Source organism: Paenibacillus sp. FW104-T2 (genome assembly GCF_058789975.1).
In genome coordinates, this window is record NZ_JBYTCE010000014.1 from 94,949 (window position 1) to 120,611 (window position 25,663).

Below are 25,663 nucleotides of genomic sequence, written 5' to 3' on the forward strand. Positions count from 1 at the left end.
GGTCAATCAACTCCCGTAACCGTATTTATAAAGTAGCTGAACAAGAACCCGAAATCCTCGCATCAGGTCCTCCTCAGCTGTGAATTCAAGGGGACTGTGACTGATCCCGCCCTGACTTGGTACAAAGATCATCGCTGTCGGGCAGGCTGGTTGAAAAATCTGTGAATCATGGCCAGCTCCGCTGGGCATATGCATATAGGACAGGTGCTCCTGTTTGCAAATATTCTGAATATCCGCTGTGATCTGTTCGTTCATTGGAATCGGGGCAACCGACAAGTGTTCTTCCCAGTTCAATTCAAGCTGCAGTTTCGATGCAATCTGAAGAAATGCCTGAAGCATGTCATGCCAGCACCGATCAATACTCTCCTGCCGGATATGTCGGATATCAAGCGAGAATTCGGCATGTGCCGCGACCACGTTACCTACACCAGGCACAGCAGTGATCCGGCCAACAGTTGCCACAAGGGGTTCACCTGCTGCCATAGCAATCGTCCTAACCGCCGTAATCATCTCGGCTGCACCTGCCAGTGCATCCTTCCGCCATGACATAGGCGTTGTACCCGCATGATTCGCTTCGCCACTAATCGAAATACTCAATCGCTTCTGACCAACGATATCGGATACAATTCCAATCGAATGACCAAGTCGTTCAAGCACCTGTCCTTGTTCGATATGAAGTTCAATAAAGGCACCATACTTTTGAGCAGCCGGTCTGTAGCCACTGTCTGACCCGAATCCGGCTTCGCGAATCGCTTGTGAAAAAGCTATTCCATCCTTATCCGTCAAATGTTGAATGTCTTCAAGAGAGGTGATCCCCGTAATGCTTCGTGATCCCCAATAGGCAAAGGGAAATCGGCTTCCTTCCTCTTCGCATAGCGAAACCACTTGCAGCGTGCGCTTCGGCGCGCCGAAATGTCGTCGTAAGTACTCCAGAGCGAGTACTCCTGCTGCTACACCGTAGGCACCGTCATACCTTCCACCATAAACGACAGAATCAATGTGTGAGCCGGTCACAATGGGGAGCTGCTCAGCTCCTGCTGCAGAATCTGCAGCTCGTAACGTGCCATATAGATTGCCGGACTGATCGAATTCGGGAAGCAGTCCCATTTGCTCCATCCGTGCAGCCAGGGCATGCTGTGCCTCGCACCAGGCTTTGTCATACAACAGGCGAGTTACGCCGCCTTTGGCATCAGCTCCGAACGTGGACAGCCAATCCAGCATGCCTTGAAGCTTCACTTCTTCCAGCTGCGGCAAAGGAAGAATCGGCTCTTCCGTCTCGGAACCCATGAACGTTTCAAACTCTGTCATGATACTCCTCCGTTCCGCGCGTGCCATTTTTCCCATACGAGCCAGCAGCAATAAACTGACCTGCAGGATTAGATGATAGCCCTCCCTTTTCGCTATATACTTTAATCCCTCGGCAGTACACTTCAGCTACTGAGCATGCGAATGTACGTCCGATATACGGACTCTGTTTATGGGTATATAGCAAATCGTCCACGTTTAATGTGGTACTGGTATTCCAATCAATAAGCACGAGGTCCGCGTCTTTACCGATCGCAATTTCACCTTTGCCCTCAAGCCCAAGCCTTCTGGCCGGCTGCAAAGCAAGGACCCTTCCGAGTAAAGGCAAGCTTAGACTGCGGCGAAGATGACCTTCATCCAGCATGATCAGCAGCGTGCTCTGCGCACCGGAAATACCGCCCCATATTTCAAAAAAATTGTCCGACTGTTTCATGGATGGCGGGCACGGTGAATGATCGGATGCGATGACGTCAATAAGCCCGGATGCCAGCGCATCCCATAATTGCTCTTGTTCGGCGCTGCTGCGGAGAGGTGGAGCACACTTCGCGACAGCGCCCAACCGAACTACATCCTGTTCTGTGAGCGTCAGATAATGCGGACAAGTTTCAGAAGTGACGTCCTGACCGCGACCCTTGGCTTCCGCAATTCGTTCTAACGCTTCTCTCGTACTGATGTGCACGAAATGCAGCGGACAGCCGGTTTGTTCTCCATATTGAAGCGCCCTGGTGACGGCTAAGACCTCTGCTTCTGCAGGACGGGATTTTACATAATCCATTGGCCCTGTCTTTCCTTCGGCAATGCTTCTCGCGCCAAGCTGTGCAACCATTTCTTCATCTTCGGCATGAAGGGCAAGTACACGATTGAGTCTCGCTATCTCGTGCATTCCGTCCAAAAGCGTTTGCTCATCGGCTCTCGCAAAGATGTCCTCTCCTTCTCCGCCCGGCTCCGACATAAATGCCTTGAATCCGGCTGCGCCGGACTCAGCTAAGTTCATTAGCTGCTGCTGATTACCCGGAACTAACCCTCCCCAGAATGCATAATCGACATAGGAGCGATCCTGTGCGGCTTGCTTTTTCATATCCCAAGCTTCCGGACTTGTCGTTGGCGGGACTCCATTAAGCGGCATATCAACATAAGTGGTAATTCCTCCTGCAGCAAGCGCAGCCGATCCCGAACGGAATCCTTCCCAACTGGCCAGCCCCGGTTCATTAAAATGAACATGGATATCCACTACGCCAGGCATAACGGTGTAACCGGCTGCTTCGACTACCTCAGTTCCTTCCTCAACCTTCAGGCTAGAGGATAAAGCTGTGATTTTCCCATCTTGGATACCAATGTCCATCTGCTCAACACGATCTTTTAACACGACCCGGGCTCCCCGGATGATCGAATCAAAATTTGCCATTTGGATGCCCTCCCTGTGTCAGAACCTGTGTTCAAAATTGTTCAGCTTCCGCGGTATGTACTGTAGCCTCCTGGAGCGATTAGTAAAGGAATATGATAATGACTTTCCGTATCGGATACGGCAAAACGGATGGGTACAACCGTCCACAATGCTTGCACCGATTGTTCAGGTGAACGAGCTGCATAGTACTTTTCGACATCAAAATGAAGCTCATACATGCCTTGCTCCAGACGGCCCCCGGCCAGTAAGGGTGCATCCAAACGGCCATCGCCATTGGTCACCGATTCGGTAATTTTTATCCTGGACTCCGATTCTCCATTCGTTTGGACCAGATGCAGTGTGATCCGAACTCCCTCGGCTGGTACTCCTTGGGATGTATCCAGTACGTGTGTTGTTATGCGTCCTCCAGCCTCTGCCATTACAATCTACCTTCTCTCTTCGACTCAGTGTCCTCTGCTTCAAGATCTTCCCTGGTCATTGAAAAACCTTGAAACCCGTAAGGTGACCTTGGCTCGGTATACACCTTGCCTTCTCCTTCAGCCACTTCTTCCAGCACGGTATCCCATGTCCGATTGTTGGATTCAAACGATACTTCACTCAATTGCCCGAAACGCTTCAATACACGGAGTCCGATCTGGTATAACAAATGTTGAATGGATGCAGAACGGCATTCGTGGAACACGGCAGCAGCGATATCACTTACTTGTTCAGCGGCCACGTAACGTCCGCGCGTATCGTCCATTCCATCTCTTGGGTCGTGGTACCGCCAATTGATATCCAGAAAAATGAACAAGGGACGATCTCTTGTCTCAGGCAGTGAGGTATATTCATCCTTAATAAATCCCGCAAATTCACTACCCTTGACCTTGATCAGTCGCAGATCAGCCAGACCACTGAAATGGTTGCTCCATTCAATTTGATTACCGTTTCGTTCTGCCTCTATTGCAGCCGTACCCCGATCATTTTGCGAATACCGGAATACCATCGTGCTTGATCGATAACTTCCATCGGCTCCAATGGGTACATCTTCAAAAGGGATCTGATCCGCGGTCATCTGAACTTTCATCATTTGAGGGTATGTCTCAAGAAAGAGCTGACTCACATACGCAAGAAATCCTTCAACCGTAGCACCGGTATAACTCGCAGCGTGTTTGAGAATAAAATTCTTCATGGAATCCGTGGCCACGATGCTGGAATTATCCCCTTCCGTAAACGAAGGCAGGAATGCATCCCCTTGCACAGCTACCTTAATGTTCATGCCGAAGAGAACATTGCTTCTTCCGGTAAAAGGGGATTCCGGTATTGATCCGATCCCGGTTAGAGGTTTGGCATAGGAGCGATACAACCACACGTCACCTTTGCCGTAATACATGGTTCGTTTCGGCACCACAGCAGCCTTTGGTTCAATTTCATGTTCATGCCCAATTTGAACCAGCCACTTCTCCAGACGAATAGTTGCAATTTTGAACACTTCATTTAAAGCCGTTTGAAATTCTTCATCCCTATTTCGCGAACGACGCTGACGCATCGATTCGAGAATGGACTGAGCGGTATGACCTTTTACTGCCAATATGAATGGAAAGCCGAATCGGCTTGTATATTCCTTGTTTAATTGATTCAATTCGTCATACATTTCAGGGGAGAGAGAATCCAGTCCAGCACCAGCTTGTTCCTTCACGGAATTGCTGCTCATGCTGATTCTTGCGCCGAGATCGGGATGGTTGCGCAGCAGCTGCAGGATGACGTCATCATCAGACGTTTCAACAACATGTTTCATGATATTCATCATGTGTTCTAATGAGTTAAAGGGTCGCAAAGTCCAGGAACGTTCAGCCACCCATGGTGATTCCTCAAATAAGCCACCAAAGGTATGCACGAACTGTGTGACAGACCAGCTGTTAACGAGTTTCATAAAATCGCTCATGTCAGAACCTCCGGTCTTCTGTGAATTGTTGTTCTTCATTTTAAGGTCCAGGGTAGGATGCAGCAATAATATGTACGCAATTTTGTAATATAACATAACATCATATTCACGAACTGTTATCTGTGCACAGGGATTAAGGGTCTTCATGTCAGATAATCTAAAAACCGTACGCCAGATAAGGGGCGTACGGTTTGCAATTTAAATTATGATGATAGTTATGAAGCACAAAAGTCGGCAGCTCTGGATTTGTTCGAGTTGTGCATTTCTACCTGCGATCTGTTCACTCTCTGTCTAATGCATCCTTATGGTCTTTCGGTTCTTTTATCCCGGCCAAATTTACGGAACGTAAATACCAGTTTTAACTTTAACAAGTCATTCGTTTTTTTAAAGTCCATCTGCAGCAGACTTCCGATTTTCTCCATGCGGTACGTAATGGTGTTGCGGTGAACAAACAGCTGCTTCGCAGCTTCGTTGATCAGTCCATCGTTCTCAATGAAAGATTCGAGTGTGTTCATTAATATGTGATTAGGGTCCCCATCTCTAGCCAGCAGAGGTTCCAACACTTTATTACAGTAATTCTCCATGATGTTATCCGGGACATGTTGGAACACATAGGCAAACTCCAACATCTCGAACTGGAGTGCGCGATCCTTCATTCCGAAGCGGCGTGCCAGCTGCCGGGTATCCAGGCATTCCTGATAAGCTTCACGTAATGATTTGGGCTCATGTTTCATTTTGCTAATCCAGAATCTCGGCACAGATGCTCCTTTTGCCTCCTGAGCAGATAATACATCCGCGAAGCGACTAAGTAGAAAACTCGAAAGTTCCTCCCCATAGTCGCGCCCTGTCGGGCATGTATATATTGACAGAATGCCATCTTCCATCTGAAAATGCTGCGACGCCGTAAATTGCATCAATGGATTATATTGCAGTTCACGATGAATTTGCTTCAGCAGCTTCCCCTCGGCGAAAACCGAAGGTTCCAGCGTAATGAGCACGCATTGATAAGTACCCTGGAACAGATGAACGCCTTTGTTCTCACTGAGTCTGGTCAGCTCCTCCACCGTCATTTTGTTATCGAGGTATTGGGTCAATAATGTACGCATCTCATCCTGTACGGTCGGATTAATGTGTTCACGATAGGTCATATCCATATAAAATGCCAGAACGTCCGCAGCCTGCTGAAATAATTCTTCCTCTGCCCGCAGGGAGAGGGCTGAATCTGTAAACACGAGCAGAAACCCGTACTCTTCATCATTTTGTTTGATGGGAACCCGATGACAACTGCCCTGATTCCATTTCACGCGATGCATAACGGATTTCCATGGCCACCCCTGTACCAGTGCATCTCCGGCAAGCGTCTCACTCCCATAGAGTACATGTCCCCTGGAGCCTATAACTGCAAGCGGGTAGTTTAATACGGTCGCAAGCTCGGCAAACACATTTCGATGCTGCTGCTGCTGTTGTAATGCAAAATGCATCAGCTTCTTCTGTTTCTGTACAACCTCATGCAGCAGCCGGTGACTTCGCTCGTGTTCCGCCTTGAACAGAGCATTCATTTGGTCCGAAAACGTGAACTGGAATGGCAATTCCAGCAGCGGCAAACGTAATCGGTCCGCCTCTTCTATGATCCCTTGGGGAATGGACTGCCAGAAACGTCCGAGTTTAATGCCGAGTCCTGCACATCCGCGGTCATTTAGTCTGCGCATTAATCGAAGGGCATCTGTTTCATTGTCTTTCATGATAAAAGCGGTTGTGAATAACAACTCTCCGGATTTAATCCAATCCGCGATATCTGGGGCGTCCATGACGTTAACGGATTTCATCATCCGTGAAGTCCCCTCCCCGCCGGCAACGAGTCTGGCCTCAGACAACGGATATACTTGCAAAGCCTCTTTAACCGTAAGCTGCATAGACACAACCTCCCATATATATAACTTATTGAGTTATATTTTTCTCTTATAATGGAAATGAAAAGCTCTTCCCCAGGGTTCACAACCCATTCACTTCATCGGAATCAAACTATTTGTTAAGTATTATAACATCAAATTTGATTTCAGAGCTTACATGACAAAAATAAAACCAATGACATCATTGCAGCGTGAGCTTGGCAATTTATCATTGGTTTTATAACGTGTATGAAATGATTGATTTGCGGTAAATAAGTTCTTAAATCTCTAGCGTTTCCGGACTAAGCCACAATTTCATTCGGGATATTACCTCTTTGATATTCAGTGGCTTGCTAATATAGTCCGAGGCACCTGCTGCAATACATTTATCACGATCTTCTTTCATGGCTTTAGCCGTTAATGCAATGATTGGCAGCTGGGTAAGCTTCAATCGCTCCCGAATCTGACGAGTCGTATCGTAACCGTCCAGTTCCGGCATCATGATATCCATCAAAATAATATCGGGATTGGCTTCCCCGCGTTCCAGCATCTCCAGACATTCATACCCGTTCTGCGCGGTAATGATATGCATGCCATACTGTTCAAGTGCATTCGCAAGAGCATATACGTTACGAATATCGTCATCTACGACAAAAACTTGGCGCCCCCTTAATAACGATTCTTCCAGAGGTGTCAGTAGAATCTCATCCTTTGATGTATTAGATAGAGATCCCACGATGGGAATCGTTGTAGCTGCTTCGTTCAAGAATAGTCGTGAGTTATTCCTTGTCTCAGGCTCCTCTGGTCTCAATGGCAAGAAAAGAGTAAATACACTGCCCTGTCCTTCACGACTGGTCGCCGATATGGAACCCCCGAGCAAAGTCGCAAGAGATTGGGAAATGGACAAGCCGAGTCCGGTTCCACCGTATTTCCTTGCAGTCGCGCCATCCGCTTGTTTGAATGCATCAAAGATCTGCAGCAGCTTATCGTCTGCAATGCCGATCCCCGTATCACTGACCGAAAATGCAATAACATCCGTCTCTGAGCCACCTGCTTCCGGGCTTACCAGATTCATTCGGGAGATCGTCAGAGCAACTTCGCCTTCGTCTGTAAACTTAAATGCGTTAGAGAGCAGGTTTCTTAGAATCTGATGCAAGCGCATCTCATCCGTGACGATCGTTTCCGGTAAATGGCTTTGCATCTGAATCCGGAAGTCGATTCCTTTCTGCTCAGCGGTTTTTAAGAAATACTGATTTATCGTCTCCGGCAGGACGCCGAGATAAACTTCGCCAAGATCAATGTCCATCTCCCCTGCCTCCACTTTGGACAAATCCAAAATGTCATTGATCAGATTAAGCAAATCTTTGCCTGAAGTATGAATTACCGATGCGTATTTTTGTTCTTCGCTGCTCAAGTTCTCATGTTTGTTTTCAGCCAAAATCTCGGACAGGATGAGCATACTATTCAGGGGAGTACGTAATTCATGTGACATATTAGCCAAAAATTCAGATTTATATCCCGAACTTGTTCGCAGCTGGTCTGCTACACTCGCAAGCTCGCTCGCTGACGTTTCTGCTGCATGTTTTTGCAATTCCAGACGCTCGTTCAGCATATGCAGCTCTTCGGTTTGCATCTGCAGTTCTTCTGTTTGTGACAGCATTTCCTCGGTTTGCAGCTGAAGCTTCTCCGATTGAGCTTGGAGCTCCTCGTTCAGTACCTGGGATTCATCATATAACTGCTGCAGTTCCATGCGTGTCGCTGTGGAGTGTAGAGATACACTGAATATTTCAACTAATTCATGAAGCTGTTCGAGTTCGTTCTCCTGCAATGGCTTTAATGAAGCCAACTCTATGACCGCGATCGTTCGTCCTTCGAAGATCACAGGCACGACTGTAAGAGATGTTGCAGAAGCATGGCCTAGTCCCGAAGAGATTCGAATATAGTTCTGTGGCAAGTCATTCATACGCAGTATCCGTTTCTCCACCGCACTTTGTCCCACGAGACCTTCACCCGGTGCAAGTGAAACTTTGCCGATGGAGTGCTCTTTGTCTCCATCTGCTGCATAAGCAGCTACGCGCAAGAGCCGATTATCCTTCCAGTAGTACAGTACACTGTAGGGAACCTCCAGCAGAATGGCAAGCTCGTTCAGGAAAAGACGTGACAACCCCTCCAGATTAGTCGGGTTCTGCAGGAGTGTAGCGATATTCGTAAGCTGATCCTTCACGCGATTCTGCTCCTGCACTTTATCGAGCAGCTTGTTAGTCTCACGTCCAAGGTCACCCACTTCATCCTCCGTTCGCACATGAATCCGTTCTGCCAAGTTGCCGCCTTGGGAAATATCACGAATAGTTTGTCTTACGTCACGCAGCGTTTTGACAATATTACCAGAGACCATGATCGCTGCTCCGATTGAAAATGCTGCAATAGCAGCCCACAGGGTATACATGATCGTAAGCAGGGTGGAACTGCGTTCGGCAAGACTGGTTACTCGTGCTTCCGTCAAAGCAATTTCTGTATTGCGAAAGCCTGCAAGTTGTGAACGAAGCAAATCGATTTCGTTTTTACCCGGATCGGATTGGAAAAACGTAATCACTTGCTCCTGATCACCCTGATTTTTCAATGCAATGGAAGGTTCTGCTGCAACCTCAATCCAGCGTAGAATATGCGTTTTGATCGTTTGCAATCTCTGCTGTTGGGATGGGTTATCACTAATGAGTCCGTATAACTGGTCATAGTTTGAATTCCACTCCGAGAGTGCTTGATTGTAGGGCTCCAGGTAGCTGTCTTTTCCTGTTAGCATGAATCCTCGCTGTCCAGTCTCCATATCGAGTACATCCTTCTCAATGGCATTGGTCAGGTTATGTACTTCGAGGTCATGATGGCTTATAAAATCGTTTTCTTTTTGCAATTCGTTAATTTGAGCCGATAGAACCAGCAAGGCAGCTCCAAATAACAATACAACTACTAGATAGCCCAACAAAATTTTGGAGCGTATCGTAAACCTTCTCTTCTTCGACAACGCGGAAACCTCCAATGAAATCAATCAATTCACGCACAACAATTTAGATCTGCATATGTAGTTTATATGGATACATGAAGTCTGACAAGCATTATATCCAATCTAGGCTTATATCGCTATTGACATAGTACAAGGTTATCATTCTGGGGTTAAACGCATTTCGGTCATGTGGGTGGATTCAGACATAGTCAAGAAGATTTGGATATATCCCTAACAAGAAAAAACGACCTGCATATGCGGGTCGTTTCTTCCTCTAGTGTTTTTGCACTATAAAAAAAACTTAAGCCTTCGGAGCAATCATTTTCGCTGGGTCCACATACTGATCGAACTGCTCTTCGGTAAGCAACCCGGTCTGCAGAGCAGCCTCTTTCAGAGACAAGCCTTCTTTATGAGCCAGCTTCGCAATCTTGGCTGCATTCTCGTATCCAATATGCGGATTAAGAGCAGTCACCAACATAAGCGAGTTGTTCAGATTATGTTCGATTTGACCCAGATTAGGTTCAATACCCACTGCACATTTATCGTTAAAAGCAATAATGGAGTCCGCAAGCAGTTGTACGGATTGCAGGAAGTTATAAATAATGACCGGTTTGAACACATTCAACTCAAAGTTACCCTGACTTGCCGCGAATCCGATCGCAGCATCGTTCCCCATTACTTGCGTTACAACCATTGTCAGTGCTTCGCTCTGGGTTGGATTCACTTTGCCCGGCATGATGGAGCTGCCCGGTTCATTCTCCGGAATGCGGATCTCTCCAAGTCCACTGCGTGGACCACTTGCAAGCCAGCGCACGTCATTGGCAATTTTCATCAGATCAGCTGCAAGCGCTTTAACAGCGCCGTGGGCGTAAACGACTTCATCATGACTTGTAAGTGCGTGGAATTTGTTTGGTGCCGATACAAAATCCTTACCTGTATGTTTGCCGATCTCCTTGGCGGTATAATCGCCAAAGTCAGGATGAGCATTGATGCCTGTACCCACGGCGGTACCACCAATGGCCAGTTCTTTCATATATTGAACACTATCACGAATCATGCGCTCACTCTTGTCCAGCATCGCTTCCCAGCCGCTGATCTCCTGTCCGAGTGTGATAGGAGTAGCATCCTGCAGATGGGTACGTCCGATCTTGATAATATCCTTGAAAGCTTCGGATTTGTCTGCAAAGGTAGATTTGAGTACAGCAATGGCTGGCAAGAGCTGGTCTTCAACAGCTAGTACACCTGCAACATGCAGAGCTGTCGGGAACGTATCGTTGGAGCTCTGGGACATGTTCACATCGTCATTCGGATGCAAACGCTCTTCCTTGCCCTTCTGTTCAAGAAGCTGGTTACCCAGATTGGCGATGACTTCGTTCACATTCATATTGGACTGCGTGCCGCTTCCTGTCTGCCATACAACAAGCGGGAAATGATCGTCAATCCGACCGGCAATGATCTCGTCCGCTGCATAGGCAATCGCATCCGATTTGGCGGCAGACAGCTTGCCGAGCTTATGGTTGCTCGCTGCAGCACTCTTTTTCAAAATGGCAAGTGCACGAATAACTTCCATCGGCATATGCTCGCGACCAATCGGGAAGTTTTCCTTACTGCGCTGTGTCTGAGCCCCCCATAGTCTGTCCGCTGGTACCTTCATCTCTCCGAGCGTATCTCTTTCAATGCGGTATTCCACTTGATTTTCCTCCTCCAAAAAGATGAATTCTATTTCTCGAAAATTTAATCATCTCGTCATATTATACATGATTGTCGTTCGGATTTTCACCTTTTCGACAAAATTGTAAGCGTACGTCAAAACACGCAATCGTTTATTGACTCATGAAATTATGAATAGATCGGATACAAACGACTGGCTTGTTCGAAGATCTCACCAGGTTCAAGTCCGACTAATCCGATTTCTTCCGCAGGTAGTCCTTGTACATTCGGTGCATTAACCAGGTTCATCTGAGGTTCAGGACAGAAGAATCCACCTTCCGTGTTGTTGTTCCAGATCATCCAGTGTTTGTATGAAGCTCCAACATCATAAACAAATTTGTCCCCTGTACGTTGGTTCGTGAGCTCCATATAATTTCGACCATTCTGGGGTTCCGCTGTATAGTGATTATCCATGGATTCGAAGAATGGGCTAACCCCTTCTGTCTTCAACTTCTCCTCATTCGGTGAAAGCGGTTGAAATTGCCCGGTAGGCAAAGAACGTTCATTCAGCTCACGGCGCTGACCGATGGTGATTTTGGCGGTATAGTCCGACACATCACTGTCGGGTGCAAAGGCGACATTAATGGCTGTATGGAACGCAAACAAATTGGGCATGCGCTCTTTTCCGTTATTACGAACCTTCAGCTGCTGCTGGAGCCCTGTGCTGTCAAGAGAGTAACGAAGCGTTACCGTGAACGTGAACGGCAAATATTGATGGTAAAGGTGTCCTTCTTTTATCTCTTGGCTCAGCAGGATATAACTCTCCAGTTCAGTCGTACCATATCCTTCTACCTTCCAATTTGCCTCGTGTAAAAATCCGTGCAAATGATTGCCCGTAGCAGGTTCATTTACAGGTAATTGATAGATTTCGCCATTCCAAGGAAAGCGGCCATCTTCATAGCGATTCGGTGGAGAAAGAACCGGAATGCCGTACACGGCCGGAGCAGCCTTGAATGCATCCATATTATTCAAATCAGGTTCACGAAGATAGCGATGACCGCGTTCTGTATCACGAAACGCAACCAGGTTCGCACCCACGCTTGGAATTACGGCCGCCTCAAATTGATTGAATCGAAGCCATACCGCCGGAATTCCGCCAAATTGCTCCTCATACGCTGAATTCTGTGTCATTGTTATATGTACCTCCTGCATACTAGGGTTATATTATACGGCTCGAATATATCATGACTGGGCACAAAATACCAATCTGTGATATAGAACATTTTCATCATCAGGCGACAAAAAAGACAGCTGCACTGTTCGCGGCTGTCCTCCAAATGTTCATTTCATATCGTTTAATCGACATATTTGCCGTGCTCCGGCACAGCATCCTGTTCAAAATCCAGATCAAGCTGCTCAAGCGAATCACGCAAGAAATCACCTGTCAGCGAATGTCCATGCCCCGTGACCACGACGCGTGGCTCCAAGTTCCTGAGCACATGAACGGATCGATGAGCCTCGTCCCAGTCCGTCGTAAAGTATGCAGGTGGACCATGCATCTGTTCATCCTGGAGCAGTACACTCCATAGCGATTCCTGTTTTACCGAAATAATGGCGTCTCCCGCAATCAGGAAACGGTCCTCCTCGCGAAAGAGCGACACATGACCAGGTGTATGTCCTGGAGTATGGATCCAACGCCATCCTGGCATACCAGGTACCGAATGATCCTCCGGCAGGCTGAAGATGCGATCATCCAGGTTAATTGCTTCGTTCGGATAGGCAAATGACAATCTTGCCATCAGTCCCCCACCTACGGAAGGGTCGGCTGGTGGATAATCTTTAAGGCCCGTTAAATAAGGTAATTCCATTGAATGGGCAAAGACGGGAACACCCCAGAACTGTTCAAGCTCTATTACAGTACCTACATGGTCGAAATGACCATGTGTCAATATGATGGCGGACGGTGGTCCCTGAAACCGTTCTGCTGCGATCCGCACAATATGATCCGTAAATCCCGCCATCCCGGTATCCACTAGAATCCAGTTCCTGCTTCCCGGTTCACCGATGAATACTACATTAACAAATAATGTACGCAGACTGAGGATATCATGCGTGACTTCTTCAAGCCCCGTCATTCCTGCTGTGATCAGATTGTCAGATGTCATCCACGGTTACCTCCCATTCAGGCGATTGTCCCTCTGTTTGCCATCCATAGACTGCCCCTTTTTGGGAGATCTATTCCCTTTCATCTAATTAAAAATAGACGATGCATACCCGTTCGGGCACACACCGTCTAGTATAGTCTGTTCATTCACATAATAGAACAACTTCCTATGTTCTGATTATGCAGGAAAAGCATCCAAAGCCGCGTCGAGCAGCTTGTCGTATACATCGTCGTCTTTTTCGAGCAGCTCGTCCATCCGCAGAAGCTCTTCTTCATCACCGGATTGCTCCGTGAAATGGAGGCTATAATCCCAATCTTTGCCGTTCTTGCTCATGAACGTTACCTCATAAATGGACTTTTCCCCTTCTGCACGAAAAACGGTTGTTCCTATATAGGATTTCTCGTCTTCCCGACGCATCTCAGCACGAATAATTTCGATATTCACCAACATACACTCCTTTAATCTCTCATCTGTAACAGGTCTACAACAATTATGGTAAACCTAGTTTGGTAATTATTATTGGTTAATTGTACAATATATATCGTAGCAACGTATACCTTATTCAAATGAAGGTCCTCGGGGGTATCCTTACATACATGATTTGAGGGCTTCATGTTCCAGTGAACGAGCTACGGAAACCTTATATTACAGGAGGAGAATATAGCATGAATAATAATTTTGAACTTCATTTACAGCAGTACGCGGAACTAGCTGTTAAAGTGGGAGTAAACGTCCATCCTGGACAAACACTCGTTGTAAATGCACCAATCACTGCAGCACACTTTGTACGCAAGATCGTGAAGGCTGCCTATGAAACAGGTGCCAAGCTGGTCAAAGTAAACTGGAGTGATGAAACCGTAACACGTCTTCAGTATGATCTCGCACCGGATGAGGCATTCTCTATCGAACCAAAATGGTTTGCGGGTGAAATGACAGAACTCGTAGAAGAAGGGGCTGCCATCCTGCATGTCATCGCGGAAAACCCCGATCTCTTGAACGGTGTGGCTCAAGAACGTATTGTTACCAGTCAAAAAGTGCGCGGAAAAGCACTGGAGAAATATCGCGCCTATCAGATGGCTGATAAATTCAGCTGGTCAATCGTTGCGGTACCTTCCCCGGAATGGGCTGCCAAAGTTTTCCCTGATCTGCCTGCGGAGCAGCAAGTGGATAGGCTATGGGATGTTATTTTCAAAACTGTTCGTATTGGCGAGCAGGATGCTGTTTCCGAATGGAAAACACATCTGCAAAACCTCGATTCCCGTGCCGATCTGCTCAATACGAAAAAATATAAGAAACTTCACTATACTGCCCCTGGAACAGATCTGACCATTGAGCTTCCAGAAGGACACATCTGGGTATCCGGTGGCAGTGTGAATGAACAGGGTCATGTCTTCATCGCCAACATGCCAACAGAGGAAGTATTTACGGCTCCGCTGAAAACGGGTGTCAATGGCACCGTTCGCAGCACCAAGCCACTCAGCTATGGTGGTAATCTGATCGATGGTTTCTCTCTGACATTCGAGAATGGCCGTATTGTTGATTTTACTGCCGAGCAAGGACATGATGCCCTGCAAAACCTCATCGAAATGGATGAAGGTGCGCACTATCTGGGTGAGGTCGCTCTTGTTCCCCATAAATCACCGATTTCCGATACGAACATTCTGTTCTATAACACCTTGTTCGATGAAAATGCATCCAACCACTTGGCCATCGGTAATGCCTATGCATTCTGCCTGGAAGGCGGCAAAACGATGTCGAAGCAAGAACTCATCGATAATGGTCTGAACTCGAGCCTTACCCATGTGGATTTCATGGTTGGATCAGCTGACATGAACATTCACGGTGTCACTTCTGAAGGAAAAGAAGAACCGATCTTCCTGCAAGGTAACTGGGCATTCTAATTTTTATGCTACATGAAGAGAGGAGAATACTCCTCTCTTTTCCTGCGTAAGCAGGTGAAATTATAGATACGGAGGTCACTACCATGTTAAGTTTTGAACAAAAATTGGATCGTTATGCCGAGCTGGCAGTTAAGGTGGGGGCCAACGTACAACCCGGTCAAATTCTGGTCATCAGCGCCATGATCGATACCGCTGAATTTGTACGCCTGCTCGTTCGTAAAGCATACGAAGCCGGGGCCAAACAAGTCATCGTAAAATATGGAGATGAAACCGTCAACCGCCTAAGATTTGAGATGGCTCCATTGGAGTCATTCCAGGAGCCGCCCAAGTGGCATGCTGCGGAACTTGAAGAGCTTGCAGCGAACAATGCTGCCTTTCTGACCGTACTCTCTTCAAGCCCAGATCTGCTCAAAGGAATTGATCCTGAACGAATTTCGACCCATCAGCGTACATATGGACAAGCCATGGCCAAATACCGACAGTATCAGCAGGCTGACAAAATGAGCTGGACAGGTGTTGCCTGCCCTTCACCGGACTGGGCTGCAAAAGTGTTTCCCGACCTGCCTGCTGCTGAGCAGATGAATCAGCTTTGGGAAGCCATCTTTGCCGCTGTCAGAGCAGATTTGGATCATCCAGTTGAAGCTTGGGAACAGCATATCGATCGATTGGAACATAAAGCAGTTGCCTTAAACAGCAAAAAGTATAAAGCACTCCATTTTGTCTCCCCTGGAACGGATCTGACGGTTGAACTACCTGAAGGTCATATCTGGGCACAAGCAGGTAGTGTAAATGAACAAGGGACTCGCTTCGTAGCTAATATTCCGACAGAGGAAGTATTCACTGCTCCTAGCAAACACGGCGTCAACGGTACAGTGTCCAGCACCAAACCGCTGAGTTATGGCGGAAGTATTATCGATCGCTTCTCTCTCACATTTGAAAATGGCCGAATCGTTGATTTTCATGCGGAAGAAGGTCATGATACGCTGGAAAGATTAATCAACATGGATGAAGGATCTCACTATCTAGGTGAGGTTGCACTTGTACCCTTCCATTCTCCGATCTCCGAGAGCGGCATTCTATATTACACGACGCTTTATGATGAGAACGCCTCATGCCACCTCGCGATCGGCAGTTCCTATGCCTTCAATATGGAAGGCGGGAAAACCATGTCCTCCGAAGAACTTGCTTCTCGTGGTATGAATTCCAGCATCACGCATGTAGACTTCATGATGGGATCTCCGGAAACCAACATTTATGGCATTACTGCAAGCGGAGAACGGGAAGCGGTCTTCCTGAATGGAGATTGGGCATTTTAAGCTTCTTTTCCAATGAATAATCACGCTGTATCGATATCTTAAGGCTGTCTTGCAGACCAGAATGACTGGTTTTGCAGGCAGCCTCTTTGGGTTTCGACGTTCACCTTTCTAAGGTTGTCTTAGCAACCTCCCATTGTATCGTTTCCATATAATGTTGTAAAATGAAATGATACCAATGTTTGTGGATTGTTCACCAGAAAGGAGAACATCATGGCCAATCGGCTCCAATTACTCTTGGCCTCAGATTTCCATAATTTGAGCCCTTCACTTCAGGAAGAAGTGTATTACGAATACTATAATATGGTTCATGGACTCATCGTTTATATCATCAAGGAGCGTGCTGCAGCAGAAGACATTATTCAGGAAGCATTCATTAAAATTATTAAAAACAAACCCTCTTTCGAGAACGAAGTCAAACTGAAAGCCTGGCTTAAGGTCGTCACCCGGAATACCGCCATTAATTATCTTAGAAAAAATAAAAATAACCGTAACCAACTGGATACGGATAGTGTTTTTATAGATATGGAGACGATCAATCAGACAGCAGCTTCCGTAGAGAGTACCGTGGAGACGCAAATGATGCAGGAATCTATTGAGTTCTATCTGGAGCAACTTAAACCCGAATACCGGGTATTAATAGAGCTGCGCTGGAAAGAAGGTCTGTCCTATAGGGAGATGGCGGAGCTGCTGGACACTTCGGAAGAAATTGTGAAACAACGTTTGTTCAGGGCCCGAGGTAGTATCAAGAAGCAATTACATAAGGAATGGGGTGGGACCATTGAGCAAAGGCAAGTCAGATAGATATAATGAGCACTATCATACAGAGCAAGAAGAAGAATATTTTGATGCCGCCTTTGATCTGGCCTTTGATGAGGCTTTCAATCAGGCTCTCTCTGCTCCCCCTACCCCTGACTCCCAGCAGATGCACCAATCCTGGCTCCGTGTTCAAAAGGAAATCGCCCGGATTGCTGTCAGAAAGAAAAGAATGCGTACCTTGAAATTGTCCGTTGTGGTAGCTGCCTCCCTAACGATCGGTGGCGTCATTTTCAGTCTGCCATCCGGAACGCAGGCCGTTTCCCCTTTTGTTCAGTCAATCAAGGATTGGGGCAATGGTATGAAATCCATCATTATTGAAGATCGCACCGCACAGCTTGGTGCAGATCCTTCTACTGCCAAAACACTCCCACCGCCTGAACCCGGACTTAACGAAGCTCCTACAATTGCTACTGGCGAGGAGGCCGAGGAGCTGCCAAAACAACCCGTGGAGAAAGACATTTTATTTGATGATATCGTCGTAACGGAAGAAATAGCCCGCTCGGGATTCAATGGTGACTTTTTGTTGTCAAGAGCTATACCCGAGCGTTTTAAAGAGATAAAATTTGAACTTACCGTGAATCCTGAAATTCCGGTCGATTCAGATGAGTATTATAAATCCGATCGTATGAGAGTACGCTACACGGGCGATATTGTGAATGGTGAAGAACAAATTATTCAATTTGATTATTATCACGTTAAGCCAGGGCAGGTCATCCAAGGGACCATGCTTCGTGAAACCAGTGTAGTCAAATTAGCCGACGGCAGTGATGCATTTGTATCCATCGGCCCGCCATATAATACTTTTCAGTGGATGATGGGTTCAGTCAACATGAGCTTGTTCGGAACGGTCACGAAGGAAGAAATGATTGCCATTGCCAATGACCTGCAGGAACAAAAATTCCCTGGCAGCACGAGACAATGAATCAAAATAATACATTATTTGAAATATGGATTGTATTTTCAGAATTCGTTCCGTCATTCGCCGTATGTGTGCTAACGACCCGGTAGTAATAACCTGTGATGACCGTCCAGCTCGACTGTGCTGACAGGGATTGTGTTTGTGTTTTGCTTTTGGTCCCAGACCGATACGTCACCCAATTTGAGCCCGTCCAGCGTTCCAGCCGGTAATCCACCTGAAGTGATTTCATTTCCTTGTAGGTGGTTGTTGATGTAGTGACGTTCGCTGTCAGCCCTCCTCCCGGAGAAACGTTCCCTGCTGCCTGATATATATACTTGAGAGCTGCCAGTGAGTGAACAGTTTGCTCCTCCGGCGGTGGTGGTGCGGTGAGTGCACCAGATACAATGTCAGGACTAGCTGCGGCAGTGCTGCCAACAGGAATAGATAGAATTGCAGGCACCGATAATGCAGCAGCAAGGGTAATTTTCATAATGGATGACAGACTCATTTTCAACATATGTATTCCTCCTCCAACGTCATATTTGATTTTGTGTAAGGTATAAACGGACGGAGGAGGTTATAGGTTTCAAAAATATAAAAAGACGCTCCGACCTTCATGTCGGTAGCGTCTTTTCTTACTGTTGAATCTGTGGCGTGAGTGAAACCTAAATATTTTCCATTTCGTATAGGCTTTAAAGAGTTACACCCACGCTATTCATAACTCAATGATACTCGTGGCAATATTCGAGCAAAATTCGCTGTCATGTTCCACAAAAAGAAGTGTTGGCGAGTGCTCAAGCAGCAAGTCTTCAATTTGCATACGTGAAATGACATCAACAAAATTAAGTGGTTCATCCCAAACGTGCAAATGTGCTTCCTCACTGAGGCTTTTGGCAATCAATACTTTCTTTTTTTGTCCAGCACTAAACGTGGAGATATCCTTATCCAGCTGCAGTCTGGAGAAATCCAGTTTCCGTAATATTGATTTGAAGAGACTCTCATCAATGCCCTGTGTCATCGCATACTCGGATAAACTTCCCGTGAGACCCGAGGTATCTTGTGATACATACGATATTTTGACCTGAGGATCCTTGCGAAGATGACCTGTGTAGGCAATATCATCGCCGCAAATTAACTTTAGAATGCTTGACTTACCGGAACCATTCTTACCGTAAAGAGCGATGCGGTCCCCTTTTTCAACCGTTAAATTAATATCCTTACAAACGATATTGGAGCCATATGCAATCGACACATTTTCCAATTGGACGATTTCATTTTTGTGAAACTCCAATTGATGAATCTGCAGCCGCTCTGCACTTTCGATATTTTTGAGAAGTTTGGACTTTTCTTGAATGGCAGATTGCTGCCGTTGTTCGATGTTTTTGGACCGCTTCATCATTTTGGCAGCCTTGTGCCCAATGTAGCCTTTATCCACTTTCGAGCCGGAGTTTCTAGTCCCGTTTTTGGACTTTTCGACTTCATGTGACCAACCGCCAGTTCGTTTGGCGGAGTCGGATAAGCGTTTAATGTCTTTCTGTAACTTTTCGTTGCTTGCAAGCTCATATTGATCCTGTCTCTTCTTATTCTCCCACCAGGCGGAAAAATTGCCTTTCTGAATCTCGATGTTCGTTTTATTGATCGAAAGGATATGGTCTACACTGTGATCCAGGAAGGATCTATCGTGTGATACGAGAATAAAACCACTTTTTCTGCTTAGATAACTGCTGACGAGCTTTCTGGCGTGCATGTCGAGATGATTGGTGGGCTCATCAATAAGCAAGAATTGATTTTCCTTCATGAACAAGGCAGCCAGCATGACTTTCGTTTGTTCTCCATTGGATAGGGAATTGAATGGTCGGTACAAAACATCTTCGGAAACCTTCAGAAGGTTAAGCTCCCGTACCAGTTCCCAATGCTGATAGTCTGGATAAACATCACTTATCACATCAAGTGTTATCGAGTCTTTATTCTCAACTGGGAAAGGAAAGTACTCGAAATCAACCTGAGCAGAGATGGTACCACTATATTCATATTTGCCAAGCAAGAGGTTAAGGAAAGTTGTTTTCCCTCTCCCGTTTCTTCCGGTAAAGCCTAATTTCCAGTCGGAGTCCAATTGAAAACTCACATTTTCGAAAATATTATCGTAACTGCCGTCATAGGCAAAGGTCAGGTTTGATACGTTTATCATTGACATAAGGGATCATCCTTTTCATTTATATTCCGATGCTAAATAAATGAGGTTATGATCATGACATGATTCCCTTATTGTATCCACTCTCGGATGAATCCAAGCAAAAAAGAAACTCAAAGCCAGGTAAAACGATGCGTGGATAGATAAAGCTCCGAATTCCGATTCATGTTTTGGTGAACCATGCCAATGTTCATATCCAGTGACAGGTTCACATAAACATCTACAACCTCTAATTCAGTCATAACTCTATCCCCCTTTAAAATCGTATGGTTTCAACTTTCAGATACAGAAAACTTAACATGGATGGGATTCGTGGGTCAAGGATGATGGTACGGCGCTCCCAGAAGGATCCTTGCGCATCAAAGGGAGCCAGTTCTTATCCGGGTCTGGACAAGCCCTCGCTCCCTTTAGAATGGATTGCTATTCGATAACACGGCAATCCGCCATGACTTCTGGTTTATAACGAATACTGTCTGTCTCTGTAATTTTGCGAATGACTCTGCAGGGGACACCTGCTGCGAAGGAGTCTGCTGGAATGTCCTGGGTCACTACACTTCCGGCACCGATAACACAACGGTCTCCGATGGTAACTCCGCCGCATACGGTTACATTAGCAGATAGCCATACATCGTTTCCGATCGTTACGGGTTTGGCGTAACATAAAGTCTTCGGGTCACCGTTCTGATCTAGCATTTGCCGGCGTTCAGAAGCGATAAACGGGTGAATGGGAGTAACAATAGTTACATTAGGACCAAAACTGGTATAGTCTCCAATGGTAACCTTGGCATCGTCCTGAATGGTTAGATTGTAGTTCGCAAAGAAATGATGACCGATCTCTGTGTGAACACCATAATGAAAGAATACAGGCCCTTGAATGAAGCAGGATTCCCCTTTGCGACCAAGAATCTGTGTCAGAATCGCTTCACGTTCCTCTGCCTGATCCTCGAACATCTGGCTGTATTGATGGCTTAAGTTGTGCGAACGAAGTTTAATGGCTTTTAGTTCCGGGTGGCTGGGACTGAATAAAATCCCGTTCAATATTCGTTCTTCCTCCGTCATGTGATCAACTCCCATTCAATTCACGTTTTTTTGAAGGTCCATACAGTCTTGGATTGTCAGGAGAACACCGTTCTCCTCGTTGGATTTTGTAATAAAACGCGCTGCTTTTTTGGTGTTTTCACAAGCATTGCTGACCGCAAAGCTGTATTTGGCAATACTCATAAGCTCTACATCATTCTCTCCGTCCCCAAAGGACATCGTTTCTTCATAAGTGACGCCGAGCAGCTCCTGCAATTTTTTAACCGTCTCTCCTTTATGCGTATGCAGGGCCGTGATATCAAGCCACTTGGGTTCTGAATCCACAATATAGATTTGGCCGCCAAGTGTCTTCTCTACATGTTTCCTTAGGGCACTACTCCGTTCATTGATATCGTATACTGTTATTTTGATAAAGCGGCTGTCGATCTCCTGGAAAGAGTCAATCTTCTTAACCTGTTCGTATGAGCTTTTAACCACGTTGTACATCTCCTCTTGGATGGAAGAATGAACATATGCTGCATCGCTTGCACATACAATGAGGGTCAGGTCTGGGGCAAAACGTTGTATCGATTCAATGCTTTGTAAAGCAAGTTCTCGTTCAATGCTGAATTCTTTTACGATCGCCCCATCTTTCTTAATTCTTGCTGCACTATCTCCAAGTACCCATATCCCCTTGCCATGTTCTCCAAATAATTTTTCTACCCGTTCACACTGTTTTCCTGTGCATGCCACAAAGGTCATTCCTTGTTTCTGCATTTTTAAATGCACTTTATTGAATAATTCAATATCGAACAATCCCTTGTTGTTCAGGAATGTTCCATCTAAGTCAGTTACTACAAGTTTAATCATTTAGCAATCCCCTCTTTGTTTAAGGCTAATTCATAATACTTTTCATACCATCTTTATAATGTATGTTTATAAAGAGGACAGAAAAATAAGATAATCATGTTCTCACGGTAATCGGTATGCAATTAAACTACATAACAAGCGTATTCCATGTAACTGGTTTCATGTCAACGCTCTTTATTTAGGATTGTACTCCTTTACTCAAACCAATCATCGACGGAGCGCATCGGTTTCACTTCCATAGACTGTTTCGACAATGCTAAACACGCATAGGCTGCCGCCCAGATGATAACAGCTAAAATAACATATGCCATGTTCTCACCTCCCAACATTCTGAGATCTTAGAAGTATGCGATTCACGGTTTCCGCGCTAAATAACATCAATATGAGCAGCACAAGCACTACAACCGGAAATGAATCTGTACTGGTCTTCGCTGCAAGAAACCCAAATAGCGGAGGAAGCAGAGTTGTACCGCTATAAGCGACAGCCATCTGGTATCCCATTAACTTGACGGAGTTTTCTCTCCCGAAGCGAGCCGGCGTTTCATGCAAAAGTCCAGGATAGATTGGCGCTAGACCAAGCCCGATTAAAATAAAGCCTGCTACCAAAAACGATGAAGAAAGCGGAAGCAGTAAAAGGAGTCCTCCGAGGATCGTAGTCCATTGCCCATAGCGAATTAAAAACCGGTTATGCACTCTTAACGAGATAAAACCTGTAATGAACCTGCCCAACGTAATACCTCCGTAATAAATGGAAATCCAGCCCGCTGCCATCTCTGCTGAGATGTTTTTCGTTCCAACCAAGTAACTGGCTCCCCATAATCCGACTGTGGTTTCAACCCCGCAATATAACAGAAAAGCGAGCAATGAGGGCTTAACGCCTCTTAATTTCAAGACGTTCCCCGGAATCCGTATTTCCGATTTTGTCTCGCTATCGGTCATAGTTGTTGGTGCCGTCTCACGCAGTGCAGCCACTCTTTTCCATAACGGTAGCGTGATAAGCAGTACGATAACCAGTACAAGCTGGATGACACCAACTGCAGCATAACCGCCTCTCCAAAAGTTCTGATACGCTATATAACCAGCCATGATGATTGGGCCCATGGTAGCACCAACGCCCCAGAAGCAATGCAGCCAGTTCATATGATGCGCTTGGTAATTTGCAGCGACATAATGATTCAACGCTGCATCCACGGCTCCTGCGCCCAGGCCAAGTGGAATGGCCAAGATCATAAACCATATCATTGAAGGTGCCATGGAAAATCCAATCAACGAAATTGCGGTTAGCAAACAGCTGAACAACGTAATGTTACCTGTGCCCATTTTCTGAATCATTTTCCCACTTGCCAGACTGGAGACGATGGTGCCTGCGGCAATAATCATGGAAATGAGACCTGCTGAGCCTACGGAGGAACCTATTTCCGGCCATATGACCGGCCATGCAGATCCAAGTAGTGAATCCGGAAGTCCCAGACTTATAAAAGCCAGATAGATTACGGTGAGAAACCAGGTTGCCATCTTTGTAACTCCTCTCTTGATGTAGTTGATCATCCTGATTAATAAATATACTTTATAAAGTGTTTAAGTTAAATATGCGGGATATGGTGTTCCTTTGTCAATACTCATCCTATGAGCAAAATCAGATATAATTATCACTTTGAGCTAAATCAGGAAAACTGTAACACTTAGTCGAAACTTTACGGAATGTTCCATAGGTAAACTAAACAAGTCGAGTATATTATCCAAATATCCATGCACCTCAGCCCAAAGTTTGAGATCTCATAAGCATGAAAAAAGCAGTCCAGGATGAAATATCATCACTAGACTGCTTCGAATAACTGAAGACAGGAATGAAGCTGCTTGGCTTAAGCCCCTTCTTCCTCAACCAACATTTCAAGCTTAATTACATTTACCCGTGAAATCCGCTTATGCTCCGTCTCCTGAATGACGAATACATATCCTCCATATTCAACCGATTGACCGACTTCAGGCGGAATGGTCTCCACTCTGGAGTACAGCCAGCCACCAATCGTGTCATAGTCGCTCCGATCCATATCCAGTTCAAATCGCTCACTGACTTCTTCAATCAGCATCATGCCATCAATGGAGTATTCCATCTCATCCACTTTTTCAATGGCAGGACGCTCCTGATCGAACTCATCCTGAATCTCGCCCACGATCTCTTCCATAATATCCTCCAGCGTTACCATTCCGGAAGTTCCGCCGTATTCATCAATCAGAATGGCAATCTGTGTCTTGCTGCGCTGCATACGCTTCAGTAGATCACTGATTGGCGTCGAATCTGGAACAGCAAGAATTGGTCGGATTACAGAAATGGTATCTGTGAGCTGGGACCGCATCAGATCTTTAATATGAATAAAGCCGATAATGTGGTCCTTGTCACCGTTGTAAACCGGATAGCGGGTTCGCATGCTTTCACTGGCGATTTCCAGATTTTCTAGCATGGACTGATTGGCGTTCAGACAGATCATTTCCGTCCGCGGAATCATAATTTCACGGGCAGTTGTTGCCGTAAAATCAAATATATTATCAACAAGCGCCAATTCAGTATTGTCAATTAAACCGCTCTTATTGCTTTCTTTCATCAGAATGCGTATTTCATCTTCACTATGTGCCGAGTCATGCTCCGAAGCAGGTGCCATTCGAAACAATCTCAGCAGGCTGTTCGCCATACCATTCAAAGCCCAGATAAAGGGATACATCAATTTGTAAAAGAACGTAAGCAGTACCGCAGACCATAACGTGACCGTCTCCGATTTGCGGATTGCCATCGTCTTGGGAGCAAGTTCCCCGAGTACAATATGCAAAATCGTAATAATTACAAATGCAATCACAATCGAAATTCCGTGTACATATACCGGGCCGAGTCCAAACGCGGTAAACATGGGCTCAAGCAAGTGTGCAATGGCAGGCTCTCCGAGCCAGCCGAGTCCCAGTGAAGCCAGCGTTATGCCCAATTGGCATGCAGACAGATAGGCATCCAGGTTACGTACAATATTAGAAGCATAGATGGCTCTTTTGTTGCCTGCTTCCACCAAAGCCTCAATTCGGCTGCCGCGAACTTTTACCATCGCGAATTCTGCAGAGACAAAAAAACCGTTCATCAAAACAAGCAAAGCAATTAAAAATAAATTTAATATACTCGGTAAGGGGTCACTCAAATTGTCATCCTATTCGCCGTCATTCTTCGGCAAATAGGTCCACCTCCTTCGAAAATGTAGGATATTAGCCATTCTGCCGCTCATTTGCAGGTTCAACTTCCCAATGCTTCCACCTCCTTCTGGATTGTGTCGAATAAAA

Annotated in this window: 21 protein-coding genes; 4 read left to right on the forward strand and 17 right to left on the reverse strand. The window is 46.0% G+C overall.

The annotated features are described in order from the left end of the window. Window positions 1-6 precede the first annotated feature (6 nt). The 10 genes from AC3WQ3_RS18305 to AC3WQ3_RS18350 form a co-directional block, all read right to left on the reverse strand. Window positions 7-1,308 carry a Zn-dependent hydrolase gene (locus AC3WQ3_RS18305; protein WP_354484479.1) on the reverse strand — a complete coding sequence of 434 codons (1,302 nt, stop codon included), beginning with the start codon at window positions 1,306-1,308 and terminating at the stop codon, window positions 7-9. Further along, a complete protein-coding gene (allB, locus tag AC3WQ3_RS18310; protein WP_492473054.1) occupies window positions 1,295-2,710 on the reverse strand; it encodes an allantoinase AllB in 1,416 nt (471 codons plus the stop codon). The genes AC3WQ3_RS18305 and allB overlap by 14 nt, the downstream gene beginning before the upstream one ends. Window positions 2,711-2,751: 41 nt before the next feature. Then, window positions 2,752-3,129, reverse strand: coding sequence for a hydroxyisourate hydrolase (gene uraH / locus AC3WQ3_RS18315; RefSeq protein WP_492473055.1), 378 nt, complete (start codon window positions 3,127-3,129; stop codon window positions 2,752-2,754). After that, window positions 3,129-4,634 (reverse strand): factor-independent urate hydroxylase, encoded by a 1,506-nt coding sequence (gene pucL, locus AC3WQ3_RS18320; protein WP_336780141.1) that lies wholly within the window; start codon window positions 4,632-4,634, stop codon window positions 3,129-3,131. The genes uraH and pucL overlap by 1 nt, the downstream gene beginning before the upstream one ends. Before the next feature lie 302 nt (window positions 4,635-4,936). Beyond that, window positions 4,937-6,547 carry a PucR family transcriptional regulator gene (locus AC3WQ3_RS18325; protein ID WP_336780140.1) on the reverse strand — a complete coding sequence of 537 codons (1,611 nt, stop codon included), beginning with the start codon at window positions 6,545-6,547 and terminating at the stop codon, window positions 4,937-4,939. 256 nt (window positions 6,548-6,803) lie between these two features. Beyond that, window positions 6,804-9,542, reverse strand: a complete 2,739-nt coding sequence (locus tag AC3WQ3_RS18330; protein ID WP_492473056.1) for a CHASE3 domain-containing protein — start codon at window positions 9,540-9,542, stop codon at window positions 6,804-6,806. Between the two features lie 280 nt (window positions 9,543-9,822). Further along, a complete protein-coding gene (gene fumC, locus AC3WQ3_RS18335) occupies window positions 9,823-11,211 on the reverse strand; it encodes a class II fumarate hydratase (RefSeq protein ID WP_095358020.1) in 1,389 nt (462 codons plus the stop codon). Between the two features lie 149 nt (window positions 11,212-11,360). Further along, window positions 11,361-12,362 carry an aldose 1-epimerase gene (locus AC3WQ3_RS18340; RefSeq protein ID WP_492473057.1) on the reverse strand — a complete coding sequence of 334 codons (1,002 nt, stop codon included), beginning with the start codon at window positions 12,360-12,362 and terminating at the stop codon, window positions 11,361-11,363. Between the two features lie 164 nt (window positions 12,363-12,526). Next, window positions 12,527-13,336 (reverse strand): MBL fold metallo-hydrolase, encoded by an 810-nt coding sequence (locus AC3WQ3_RS18345; protein WP_492473058.1) that lies wholly within the window; start codon window positions 13,334-13,336, stop codon window positions 12,527-12,529. A gap of 177 nt (window positions 13,337-13,513) precedes the next feature. Further along, on the reverse strand, window positions 13,514-13,786 hold the full coding sequence (locus tag AC3WQ3_RS18350) for a hypothetical protein (RefSeq protein ID WP_336780136.1): 273 nt from the start codon (window positions 13,784-13,786) through the stop codon (window positions 13,514-13,516). A 215-nt stretch (window positions 13,787-14,001) separates the two neighbouring features. On the opposite strand from AC3WQ3_RS18350, the gene AC3WQ3_RS18355 reads away from it, so the two are divergent. From AC3WQ3_RS18355 to AC3WQ3_RS18370, 4 genes are all read left to right on the forward strand, one after another. Continuing rightward, a complete protein-coding gene (locus AC3WQ3_RS18355; protein WP_336780135.1) occupies window positions 14,002-15,237 on the forward strand; it encodes an aminopeptidase in 1,236 nt (411 codons plus the stop codon). An 83-nt stretch (window positions 15,238-15,320) separates the two neighbouring features. Beyond that, complete coding sequence (locus tag AC3WQ3_RS18360; protein ID WP_492473060.1) at window positions 15,321-16,553, forward strand: aminopeptidase; 1,233 nt, start codon at window positions 15,321-15,323, stop codon at window positions 16,551-16,553. 210 nt (window positions 16,554-16,763) lie between these two features. Beyond that, window positions 16,764-17,354: an RNA polymerase sigma factor gene (locus tag AC3WQ3_RS18365; protein ID WP_095287110.1), complete on the forward strand. Its 591-nt coding sequence runs from the start codon at window positions 16,764-16,766 to the stop codon at window positions 17,352-17,354. Then, window positions 17,332-18,291: a hypothetical protein gene (locus tag AC3WQ3_RS18370; RefSeq protein ID WP_492473061.1), complete on the forward strand. Its 960-nt coding sequence runs from the start codon at window positions 17,332-17,334 to the stop codon at window positions 18,289-18,291. The genes AC3WQ3_RS18365 and AC3WQ3_RS18370 overlap by 23 nt, the downstream gene beginning before the upstream one ends. Window position 18,292: 1 nt before the next feature. On the opposite strand, the gene AC3WQ3_RS18375 is transcribed toward AC3WQ3_RS18370, so the two are convergent. From AC3WQ3_RS18375 to AC3WQ3_RS18405, 7 genes are all read right to left on the reverse strand, one after another. Next, a complete protein-coding gene (locus AC3WQ3_RS18375; RefSeq protein ID WP_492473062.1) occupies window positions 18,293-18,784 on the reverse strand; it encodes a hypothetical protein in 492 nt (163 codons plus the stop codon). 198 nt (window positions 18,785-18,982) lie between these two features. Next, entirely contained in the window at window positions 18,983-20,461 is a 1,479-nt protein-coding gene (locus AC3WQ3_RS18380; RefSeq protein WP_336780131.1) for an Lsa family ABC-F type ribosomal protection protein, read from the reverse strand. Window positions 20,462-20,571: 110 nt separating this feature from the next. Further along, window positions 20,572-20,700, reverse strand: coding sequence for a hypothetical protein (locus AC3WQ3_RS18385; RefSeq protein WP_336780130.1), 129 nt, complete (start codon window positions 20,698-20,700; stop codon window positions 20,572-20,574). A gap of 178 nt (window positions 20,701-20,878) precedes the next feature. Continuing rightward, the gene (locus AC3WQ3_RS18390; RefSeq protein WP_336780129.1) at window positions 20,879-21,517 is read right to left on the reverse strand and encodes a sugar O-acetyltransferase; all 639 of its coding nucleotides are present in this window, start codon (window positions 21,515-21,517) and stop codon (window positions 20,879-20,881) included. A gap of 15 nt (window positions 21,518-21,532) precedes the next feature. Continuing rightward, complete coding sequence (locus tag AC3WQ3_RS18395) at window positions 21,533-22,345, reverse strand: HAD-IIB family hydrolase (protein WP_336780128.1); 813 nt, start codon at window positions 22,343-22,345, stop codon at window positions 21,533-21,535. Between the two features lie 315 nt (window positions 22,346-22,660). Beyond that, window positions 22,661-23,860: an MFS transporter gene (locus AC3WQ3_RS18400; RefSeq protein WP_336780127.1), complete on the reverse strand. Its 1,200-nt coding sequence runs from the start codon at window positions 23,858-23,860 to the stop codon at window positions 22,661-22,663. 347 nt (window positions 23,861-24,207) lie between these two features. Continuing rightward, window positions 24,208-25,524, reverse strand: coding sequence for a hemolysin family protein (locus tag AC3WQ3_RS18405; RefSeq protein WP_095287117.1), 1,317 nt, complete (start codon window positions 25,522-25,524; stop codon window positions 24,208-24,210). Between the last annotated feature and the right edge of the window lie 139 nt (window positions 25,525-25,663).

Bases quoted from the DNA above. Each gene is read 5' to 3' on its own strand.
- AC3WQ3_RS18385 (WP_336780130.1), bottom strand. From the start codon at position 20,700: ATGACTGAATTAGAGGTTGTAGATGTTTATGTGAACCTGTCACTGGAT.
- AC3WQ3_RS18340 (WP_492473057.1), bottom strand. From the start codon at position 12,362: ATGACACAGAATTCAGCGTATGAGGAGCAATTTGGCGGAATTCCGGCG.
- AC3WQ3_RS18345 (WP_492473058.1), bottom strand. From the start codon at position 13,336: ATGACATCTGACAATCTGATCACAGCAGGAATGACGGGGCTTGAAGAA.
- uraH (WP_492473055.1), bottom strand. From the start codon at position 3,129: ATGGCAGAGGCTGGAGGACGCATAACAACACACGTACTGGATACATCC.
- AC3WQ3_RS18305 (WP_354484479.1), bottom strand. From the start codon at position 1,308: ATGACAGAGTTTGAAACGTTCATGGGTTCCGAGACGGAAGAGCCGATT.
- AC3WQ3_RS18350 (WP_336780136.1), bottom strand. From the start codon at position 13,786: ATGTTGGTGAATATCGAAATTATTCGTGCTGAGATGCGTCGGGAAGAC.
- AC3WQ3_RS18395 (WP_336780128.1), bottom strand. From the start codon at position 22,345: ATGATTAAACTTGTAGTAACTGACTTAGATGGAACATTCCTGAACAAC.
- AC3WQ3_RS18400 (WP_336780127.1), bottom strand. From the start codon at position 23,860: ATGGCAACCTGGTTTCTCACCGTAATCTATCTGGCTTTTATAAGTCTG.
- AC3WQ3_RS18325 (WP_336780140.1), bottom strand. From the start codon at position 6,547: ATGCAGCTTACGGTTAAAGAGGCTTTGCAAGTATATCCGTTGTCTGAG.
- AC3WQ3_RS18380 (WP_336780131.1), bottom strand. From the start codon at position 20,461: ATGTCAATGATAAACGTATCAAACCTGACCTTTGCCTATGACGGCAGT.
- pucL (WP_336780141.1), bottom strand. From the start codon at position 4,634: ATGAGCGATTTTATGAAACTCGTTAACAGCTGGTCTGTCACACAGTTC.
- AC3WQ3_RS18390 (WP_336780129.1), bottom strand. From the start codon at position 21,517: ATGACGGAGGAAGAACGAATATTGAACGGGATTTTATTCAGTCCCAGC.
- allB (WP_492473054.1), bottom strand. From the start codon at position 2,710: ATGGCAAATTTTGATTCGATCATCCGGGGAGCCCGGGTCGTGTTAAAA.
- AC3WQ3_RS18375 (WP_492473062.1), bottom strand. From the start codon at position 18,784: ATGTTGAAAATGAGTCTGTCATCCATTATGAAAATTACCCTTGCTGCT.
- AC3WQ3_RS18355 (WP_336780135.1), top strand. From the start codon at position 14,002: ATGAATAATAATTTTGAACTTCATTTACAGCAGTACGCGGAACTAGCT.
- AC3WQ3_RS18365 (WP_095287110.1), top strand. From the start codon at position 16,764: ATGGCCAATCGGCTCCAATTACTCTTGGCCTCAGATTTCCATAATTTG.
- AC3WQ3_RS18360 (WP_492473060.1), top strand. From the start codon at position 15,321: ATGTTAAGTTTTGAACAAAAATTGGATCGTTATGCCGAGCTGGCAGTT.